General features: G+C 74.3%; 2 protein-coding genes. Both read left to right on the forward strand.

What is annotated here, in order from left to right:
- Window positions 1–25: 25 nt before the first annotated feature.
- Complete coding sequence (locus tag ADL03_RS13925) at window positions 26–5461, forward strand: type I polyketide synthase (RefSeq protein ID WP_053733776.1); 5436 nt, start codon at window positions 26–28, stop codon at window positions 5459–5461.
- Window positions 5461–9912 carry a type I polyketide synthase gene (locus ADL03_RS13930; protein WP_053733777.1) on the forward strand — a complete coding sequence of 1484 codons (4452 nt, stop codon included), beginning with the start codon at window positions 5461–5463 and terminating at the stop codon, window positions 9910–9912. The genes ADL03_RS13925 and ADL03_RS13930 overlap by 1 nt, the downstream gene beginning before the upstream one ends.
- Window positions 9913–9916: the final 4 nt, after the last annotated feature.

The following is a 9916-nucleotide window of genomic DNA, read 5'->3' on the forward strand; positions in this document are numbered from 1 at the left end:
GGCCGACATTCTTTGAGGTTGTGAAATGGCGGATCAAGAGAAGCTGGTCGGTCTGCTGAAGAAGCTCACCGCGGACCTTCAGCAGACCAGGACGCGCCTGCGCCGAGCGGAGTCCCGTGACCGGGAACCGATCGCGATCATCGGCATGGCCTGTCGCTACCCCGGTGGCGTCGAGAGTCCCGAGGACCTGTGGCGACTGGTCGACGAGGAGCGGGAGGGGATCTCCGAGTTCCCGACCAACCGCGGGTGGAACCTGGAGGGGCTGTTCGACGCCGATCCGGAGAGCTCCGGCCGCAGCTACGTCAACACCGGCGGTTTCGTGCACACGGCGGACCAGTTCGACGCCGAGTTCTTCGGCATCTCACCGCGCGAGGCGCTGGCGATGGACCCGCAGCAACGCCTGCTGCTCCAGGTCACGTGGGAGACGATCGAACGGGCGGGCATCGCCCCCGGCGCGCTGGCCGGCACCAGGACCGGCGTGTACGCGGGCGTGTCGTCGCAGGAGTACGGGCCGCGGCTGCACGAGCAGGCCCTCAACGTCGAGGGGTACCTCCTCACCGGCACCACGTGTTCCGTGCACTCCGGCCGGATCGCCTACCACCTCGGCCTCGAGGGCCCGGCCGTCTCGGTCGACACCGCGTGCTCGTCGTCGCTGGTGGCGATCCACCTCGCGGTGCAGGCCCTGCGCAGCGGTGAGTGCGACTTCGCCCTGGCCGGTGGCGCGAACATCATGGGCGGGCCCGGCGTCTTCGTCGAGTTCTCCCGCCAGCGCGGCCTGTCACCCGACGGGCGGTGCAAGTCGTTCGCGGAGGCCGCCGACGGCACCGGCTGGTCCGAGGGCGTCGGCATGGTGATGCTGGAGAAGCTCTCCGACGCCCGGCGCAACGGCCACGAGGTGCTCGCGGTCGTCCGCGGATCGGCGATCAACCAAGACGGCGCGTCGAACGGGCTCACCGCACCCAGTGGTCCCGCCCAGAAGAGCGTCATCACGCAGGCGCTCGCCGACGCACGACTGTCCACGAGGGACGTCGACGTGGTCGAGGCGCACGGCACCGGCACCCGCCTCGGCGACCCGATCGAGGCACAGGCGGTCCTCGCGACCTACGGGCAGGACCGCCCGGCCGACCGGCCGCTGTGGCTGGGCTCGCTGAAGTCCAACATCGGCCACACCCAGTGCGCCGCAGGCGTCGGCAGCGTCATCAAGATGGTGATGGCGCTGCACAACGACACGCTGCCCAAGACCCTGCACGTCGACAACCCGACGCCGTTCGTGGAGTGGGAGTCGGGTGCCGTCGAACTGCTGACCCAGGCGCAGGAGTGGCCACGGCACGACCAGCCGCGCCGCGCCGCCGTGTCGTCGTTCGGCATCTCGGGCACCAACGCCCACCTGATCCTCGAAGAGGTACCCGCCGAGGCCGCCGCCGGGGAACGGTCCGGCGGCCGCGAGCACCCGCCCGTTCCCGTCGTGCTGTCCGGGACGAACCGCGAAGCGCTCGCGGCGCAGGCCCGGCGATTGCGGTCCTTTGTGGACGAAGATCCCGCCGCGAGCCCGCTCGACCTCGCGTACTCGCTCGCCACCGGCCGGACCGCGCTGGCCGAGCGGGGTGTCGTCCTCGCCACCGACCGGGACGGCCTCCTCGACGGCCTGGCCGTCCTCGCCGACGGGGGCAGGAGCGACCAGGTCCTGCACGGCAGTGTGAGCAACGGCAAGACCGCCTTCCTGTTCACCGGCGGAGGGGCGCAGTACCTGGGCATGGGCCGCGGCCTGTGCGCGGCCTCGCCCTCGTTCGCCGCCATCTTCGACGCCGTGACGGCGGAGTTCGACGCCCACCTCCCACGGCCGCTGCGCGAGGTCCTGTTCGCCGAGGACTCCGTCCTGCTGGACCGGATCGACTACATGCTGCCCGCGTTGTTCGCCATCGAGGTCTCGGTGGCGCGGCTGCTGGAGTCCTGGGGTGTCGTCCCGGACTTCGTCGCGGGGCACTCGATCGGCGAGTTCGCCGCCGCGCACCTCGCCGGCGTCTGGTCGCTGGCCGACGCCGCCCGCATCGTCGCGATCCGCGGCCGGTTGATGAACTCGTTGCCGCCGGGCGGTGCGATGGTGGCGATCCAGGCCTCGGAGGAGGAGATCGCGCCCGAGCTGACCGGCCTGGTCGGGTTCGCGGCGCTGAACGGGCCGACGTCGGTCGTGATCTCCGGTGACGAGGAGACCGCCACGGCCATCGCGCAGCGGTTCAAGGACCGGGGGCGCAAGGCCAAGAAGCTCGCCGTCAGCCAGGCGTCGCACTCGGCGCTCATGGACGGCATCCTCGACGAGTTCGGCCGCGCGACCGCGGAGCTCACGTATTCCGCGCCGCGCATCCCGATCGTGTCCACCCTGACGGGCAAGCAGGTCAGCGCGGCCGAGGTGTGCGATCCGCAGTACTGGGTCCGGCACATCCGCCGGCCCGTCCGGTTCGCGGACGCCGTGAACGTGCTCGAACGCGAAGGCGTCACCCGCTACGTCGAGGTGGGGCCGGGCGGTGTGCTGACCGCGGCCGCGCTGGAGGTCGTGGAACGGCCGGACGCCGCCGTGTTCGTCTCGTCGCTGCGCAAGAACCACGCCGAGGACCTGGACCTGGCCACCACGGTGGCGCGGCTGCACATCAGCGGAACGCGGATCGACTGGGCGGCGGTGTTCGGCGGCACAGGCGCCCGTCGCGTCGACGTCCCCACCTACGCGTTCCAGAACAGCCCGTACTGGCTCGCGAACGACGACGGCGGTCCCGCCGACCTGAGCGCGATCGGGCTCACCTCGGCCGAGCACCCGGTGCTCGAAGCGTCGATCCTGCCCGCGGCCGGGGACGGGGCGCTGTTCGCCGGACGGCTGTCGCTGTCCTCCCACGCCTGGCTGGCCGACCACGCCGTCCTGGGCACGGTGATCGTGCCGGGTGCCGGGCTGGTCGAGCTGGCGATCCGTGCCGGTGACGAGGTCGGGTGCCGGACGGTCGAGGAACTGACCCTGCACGCGCCGGTACTGCTGAGCGCCGAGACCTCCCTGGCGCTGCAGGTGGTCGTGGGCGACGCCGACGAGGACGGCCGCAGGCCCGTCTCCGTCCACAGCCGGCCCCGGAACGCTCCCGCGGGCCAGCCGTGGACCCGCAACGCCGACGGCTGGCTGCGGCCCACCGCTCCGGCCGGCCACTGGGTGCCGGCGGAGTGGCCGCCCCGCGAGGCCGAGCCCGTGGCTGTCACCGACCTCTACCCCCGCCTGGCCGACTCCGGGTTCGACTACGGCCCGCGGTTCCAGGGGCTGCGGGCGGCGTGGCGGCGGGGCGACGAGATCTACGCCGAGGTCGTCCTGCCCGAAGCCGATGCCGACGGGTTCACGATCCACCCGGCCCTGCTCGACTCGGCGCTGCACACCCTGTTCCTGGTTCCCGGCGCGGAGGAGTCCGCCGCCCTCCCGTTCTCCTGGGGCGGTGTCTCGCTGCACGCCACCGGTGCGCGCACGCTGCGGGTGCGGCTGACCGGCGCCGGAGGGAGCGGCGGAACGCTCGCCGCGGTGGACGACGCCGGCGAGCCGGTGATCACCGTCGAGTCGATCGCCGTCCGCCCGGTGACCGCGGACCAGCTGCGGGACACGGCAGAGCGGGAGCACCTGTACACGATCGACTGGCAGCGCCGGCCGGTGCGGGAGGCCGCGTCCTGGACGGACCACGCCGACCTGCCCGCCGTCGGCGACGTCGAGGGGCACGTCGTGTTCTCGGCGGAGGCCGGCGACGACCCGGTCGCCGACGCCCACCGGCTCACCGCGAGCGTGCTGGACGTCCTGCACGGCTGGCTGCGGGACGACCGGTTCGCCGCGGCGACGCTGGTCGTGCGGACGAGCGGTGCGAGCGGTGCGAGCGAACTGTGCCTGGCGGCCGCCGCGGTGTGGGGCCTGGTCCGCTCCGCCCAGTCCGAGCACCCCGGCAGGGTCGTCCTCGTCGACGGTCCGGCCGAGGCGGTCGGTGCGGCCGTCGCGACCGGGGAGTCCCAGGTCGTCGCCCGCGGGGGTGAGCTGCTCGTGCCACGCCTGGTGCCCGCGGCCGCCGCCACCGACGCCGCGGCCTCGTGGGACCCGGACGGCACCGTGCTGATCAGCGGTGGCACCGGAGACCTCGGCGCACTGGCCGCCCGGCACCTGGTGACCGAGCACGGCGTCCGGCACCTGGTCCTGACCAGCCGGCGCGGGATCGACGCGCCGGGAGCGGCCGAGCTGCGCGACGACCTCACCGCCCTGGGCGCCCACGTCGTCGTGGAGCGCTGCGACGGTGCCGACCGGCAGGACCTCGCCGCCGTGCTCGGCCGCATCCCGGCCGCGCACCCGCTGACCGGCGTGGTCCACGTCGCCGGTGTGCTCGACGACGGCGTCGTCACCGCGCTCACCCCCGACCGGCTCGCCGGGGTGCTCGCCCCCAAGGTCGACGCGGCGTGGCACCTCCACGAGCTCACGGAGGACATGGGCCTGGAGCACTTCGTCCTGTACTCGTCGGCCGCCGGCGTCCTCGGCTCCCCCGGACAGGGCGCCTACGCCGCGGCCAACTGCTTCCTGGACGCGCTGGCCGCCCACCGCCGTGCCCGCGGTCTCGCCGCGCGGTCGCTGGCGTGGGGACCGTGGCAGCAGGACCGGGGGCTGACCGCCCACCTGGACGAGACCCAGACGGGCCGCCTGGACCGGGACGGCTTCGCCTCGCTGGACCGCGCGGAAGGCATGCGCGCCTTCGACGCGGCGCTGGCGCTGGACGAGGCCCTCGTGGTCCCGGTGAAGATCGACCTGACCGCCCTGCACCGCCAGGCGCGCGGCACCGAGGTCCCGGCGGTCCTGCGCGGTCTGGTGCGCACGACCGGCCGGCGCAACGCGACGATGAGCGAAGCACGGGAACTGTCGCTCGTCGACCGCCTGGCCGCGCTGCCCGGCGCCGAACGGCCGGACGCTGTGCTGGAGGTCGTGCTCGACCAGGTCGCCGACGTGCTCGGGCACGCGTCCGGAGCGGTGATCGCCCCGGAACGCGCGTTCACCGAGCTGGGGTTCGACTCGCTCTCCTCCGTGAACCTGCGCAACCGGCTCAACTCGTTGTTCGGCCTGCGCCTGGCCGCCACCGTCGTGTTCGACCACCCGTCGCCACGCGCGATCGCCGCCTTCGTCCTCTCGCAGCTGCCCGGACTCGACGAGCCGCTCGACGCCGGTGCGGCGGACGAGGACCAGGTCCGCCGCCTGCTCGCCACCGTCCCGTTCGACCGGCTCCGTGCGGCCGGGGTGCTGGACGCGCTGGTCCGGCTGGCGAACGACCCCGCGATCCACCCCGCCGACCCGGTGCCCCCCGCGGACAGCGCCGACCTGATCGACGAGCTGGACGCCGACGAACTGGTGAAACGCGTCATGGCGGCCACCGAGGACAAGCTCGTCTCACTCGCCCCCGGTTCGGAGAACTCCTGATGCCCTCCAACGAAGAACTTGTCGCGGCACTGCGGGAGTCGGTGAAGGAGACCAGCAGGCTGGCCGCACGCAACCGGAAGCTGGTCGACGACGCCCACGCGCCGATCGCGATCATCGGCATGGCCTGCCGGTACCCCGGTGGCGTCGACTCGCCGGAGACGCTGTGGGACCTGGTCGCGAGCGGCACCGACGCGGTGTCGCAGTTCCCGGCTGACCGGGGCTGGAACCTCGCCGAGCTGTTCCACCCCGACCCCGACCACCGCGGCACCTCGTACTCCCGCGAGGGCAGCTTCCTGCACGACGCCGCCGACTTCGACCCGGACTTCTTCGGGATCTCGCCGCGCGAGGCGCTGGCCATGGACCCGCAGCAGCGGCTGATGCTCCAGATCAGCTGGGAGGCCGTGGAGCACGCGCGCATCGACCCGACGACGCTCAAGGGCAGCGCGACCGGGGTGTTCGCCGGGCTCATGTACGGCGACTACGGCACCGGTGTCGAGGTGCTGCCCGAGGGCGTCGAGGGCTTCCTGGGCAACGGGACGCAGGGCAGCGTCCTGTCCGGTCGCGTGGCCTACGCGCTCGGGCTGGAGGGGCCGGCGCTGTCGGTCGACACCGCCTGCTCGTCGTCGCTGGTCGCCGTCCACCTCGCCGTCCAGGCGCTGCGCACGGGCGAGTGCTCGATGGCGCTCGCGGGCGGCGTGTGCGTCATGACCATCGCCGACACCTTCGTCGAGTTCTCCCGGCAACGCGCGCTCGCCCCGGACGGCCGCTGCAAGTCCTTCTCCGCCACCGCGGACGGCACCGGCTTCGGCGAGGGCGCGGGCGTGCTGCTGCTGGAGAAGCTGGAGGACGCCGAGCGCAACGGTCACCGCGTGCTCGCGGTGGTCCAGGGCACCGCGGTCAACCAGGACGGTGCGTCCAACGGCCTCACCGCGCCCAACGGCCCGTCGCAGCAGCGCGTCATCCGGGCCGCGCTCGCCGACGCCCGGCTGCCGGCGGGGGAGGTGGACGTGGTCGAGGCGCACGGCACCGGGACCAGGCTCGGCGACCCGATCGAGGCCGACGCCCTGCTGGCGACCTACGGCCAGGACCGGGCGGAGCCGTTCTGGCTCGGCTCGATCAAGTCCAACATCGGTCACACGCAGTCCGCCGCCGGGGCCGCCGGGATCATCAAGATGGTCGAGGCGCTGCGCCGCGGCGAGCTGCCGCGCACGTTGCACGTCACCGAGCCCTCGTCGGCCATCTCCTGGGACTCGGGCAACGGGCGCCTGCTCACCGAGCACCGCGACTGGCCCGCCGCCGGCCACCCGCGCACCGCGGCGGTGTCGTCGTTCGGCATCAGCGGCACCAACGCCCACGTCATCCTCCGCGCGGCGCCGGAGCCCGCGGCCCCCGTTCGCACGACGGCACCGCCGGCCCGCGTCCCCTGGGTGCTCTCGGGGAACACCACCGAGGCCGTGCGCCGGCAGGCGGACCGCCTGCTGCGCCGGGTGCCCGGACTCGATCCCGTGGACGTCGCCCTCACCCTGGCCACCGGTCGCGCCGCGCGCACGCACCGTGCGGTGGTCTTCGGGGAAGAGGGGCTGGCCGCGCTCGCGTCCGGCGGACAGGGCCCGGACGTGGTCACCGGCACGCAGGGCGCCGGCAAGGTCGCGTTCCTGTGCACCGGCCAGGGGGCGCAGCGGCTCGGCATGGGCCGCGAGCTGTCCGCCTACCCGGTGTTCGCGGAGAAGCTCGCCGAGGTGGCGGCCCACCTGGACCGGCACACCGGGTTCTCGCTGCTGGACGTCATGCACGGCGACGAGCCGGAAGCGCTCGACCAGACGGCCGTGACCCAGCCCGCGCTGTTCGCGTTCGAGGTGGCGCTCGCGGAGCTCGTGCGGTCGTGGGGCGTGCGGCCCGACTACCTGCTCGGCCACTCCATCGGCGAGCTGACCGCCGCGCACCTCGCGGGCGTGTGGTCGCTGGCGGACGCGGCGAGGCTGGTCGCCGCCCGCGGCAAGCTCATGCAGGCGTTGCCCGCGGGCGGCGCGATGATCGCGGTCAGGGCCGCGGAGTCCGACATCGAGCTGCCGCCGGGCGTGAGCATCGCGGCGGTCAACGGCCCCGGGTCGGTCGTGCTGTCCGGTGACGACGAGACCGTCACCCGGCTGGCCGCCCGCTTCGAGCGCTCCAAGCGGCTCGCGGTGAGCCACGCCTTCCACTCACACCTCATGGACGGCATGCTCGACGGGTTCCGGGAGATCGCCCGTGCCGTCACCTACGCCGCGCCACGCATCCCGCTGATCTCGAACCTCACCGGCGCGGTCGCCACCGCCGAGCAGGTCACCGACCCGGAGTACTGGGTGCGGCACGTCCGCGGCACGGTGCGTTACGCCGAGGGCGTGGCCGCGCTGCACGCCGCGGGCGTCCGCCGCTTCGTGGAGATCGGCCCGGACGCGGCGCTGTCCGCGCTCGGGGCCGACTGCGTGGCCGACGGGGTGTTCCTGCCCGTGCAGCGCAAGGACCGCGACGAGGTCACCGCCGCCGCGCACGCGCAGGCCACCCTGTTCACCCACGGCGTCAAGCTCGACTGGCCCGCGATCTTCGCGGGCACCGGCGCGCAGCTGGTCGACCTCCCGACCTACCCGTTCGAGCGGGAGCGGTTCTGGCTCGCGGCCGAGCCGGCGAAGCGGGCGAACGGCTGGCGGCACCGCATCCGGTGGTCACCCATCCCGGTCGCGGCAGGCCCACCGGCCGGGCCGTGGACCGTCGTGGCGGACCGGGACGACGCCTGGGCGCGGGCGGCCGCGGAAGCACTGGGGACCGAGGTCGTCAGCGCCGCCGACGCCCGCGAGGGCAACGTCCTCGCCTTCCCCGGCAACGGCATGGCGGCCGCGGCCCTGCTCCGGGAGGGCACCCGGTTGTGGTGCGCCACGCGGGGCGCGGTCGCGGTCGGCGGGCACGAGCGGGTCGCCTCACCCGAGCAGGCCGAGGTCTGGGCGGTCGGCCGGATCGCGGCGATCGAGCAACCCCGGTCCTGGGGCGGCTGCGTCGACCTGCCGGAGACACCGGACGCCCGGTCCGCCGCGTGGCTGCGGGAGGTCCTGTCCGGCAGCGAGGACGAGGTCGCGATCCGCGGGTCCGGCGTGCACGCCCGGCGCCTCGTCCCCGCCGAACCCGCTGCGGGCACGTGGACCACGAGCGGTACCGCGCTGGTCACCGGTGGCACGGGTGCGCTCGGGGCGCTGGTCGCCAGGCGGCTGGTCGAGGCGGGCACGCAGCGCCTGGTCCTGCTGTCGCGGCGCGGCGAGGACGCCCCCGGCGCGCGTGAGCTCGCCGCGGAGCTCGCCGGTCTCGGCGCCCGGGTGAGCATCCGCGCCTGCGACGTGGCCGACCGCGCCGCGCTGGCGCCGGTCGTGGCGGAGCTGGACGACCTCCGGGTCGTCGTGCACACCGCCGGAGTCCTCGACGACGGGCTGATCGCGGGCCTCACCCCGGAGAAGTTCGCCGCCGTCGCCGCGCCCAAGGTCGGTGCCGCGCACCACCTCTCCGAGCTCACCGCAGACCTCGACCTGGACGCGTTCGTCCTGTACTCCTCGCTCGCCGGGGTGCTCGGCAACGGCGGCCAGGCGGCCTACGCCGCGGCCAACGCGCACCTCGACGCCCTGGCCGAGCAGCGGCGCTTCGACGGGCTGCCCGCCACGGCGGTGGCGTGGGGCCCGTGGGCCGAGGGCGGCATGGCCGGCTCGCTCGACGCGGACGTGCGCAGGCTGGGGCTGCGGCCGATGGCCCCGCACGCCGCCGTGGAAGCGCTGTTCGAGTCGCTGGCCGCGGCCGACGCGGCGGTGACCGTGGCGGACTTCGACTGGCCCGCCTACCTCGACACCTCGCGGCAGGCACCGGTCCTCGCGGAGATCCCGCGGCCGCGTGCCACCGGGCCCGCCGCGACGGCGGGACCGGACCTGCGCGACCGGCTCGCCGGGCTCATCGAGCCCGAGCAGCGTCGCCTGCTGCTCGACCTGGTCCGCGACGTCGTCGCCACCGTGCTCGGCCACCAGAGCAGCGCGACGGTCGAACCGGACCGCGCCTTCAGCGAGCTGGGGTTCGACTCGCTGACCGCGGTCGAGCTGCGCAACCGCCTGGACGCGGCGGCGGCGCTGTCGATGCCGTCGACCCTGATCTTCGACCACCCGACGCCGCTGGCGCTCGCCGACCACCTGTGGGCGGAGGTGGCAGGTCCCGAGCACGCGGCGGACGCCCTGCTGCGCGACCTCGACAGGGCCGGCGACGTGCTCGGCGTCCTCGGCGACGACAGCGAGGCGCGCGCCGCCGTGCTGGAGCGCCTGCACGCGCTCGTCGCCGAGTTCGGCACCACACCGGCACTTTCCCGGGGAGCTGTGGCGCGGACCGACCTCACCGAGGCGTCCGACGACGAGCTCTTCGCCTTCATCGACCAACAGCTCGGCACCTGAGCCG

Source organism: Nocardia sp. NRRL S-836 (assembly GCF_001279525.1).
Lineage (GTDB): Bacteria > Actinomycetota > Actinomycetes > Mycobacteriales > Pseudonocardiaceae > Lentzea.

Excerpts from the sequence above, each read along its gene's own strand:
- ADL03_RS13925 (WP_053733776.1), top strand. The coding sequence starts at position 26 with ATGGCGGATCAAGAGAAGCTGGTCGGTCTGCTGAAGAAGCTCACCGCG.
- ADL03_RS13930 (WP_053733777.1), top strand. The coding sequence starts at position 5,461 with ATGCCCTCCAACGAAGAACTTGTCGCGGCACTGCGGGAGTCGGTGAAG.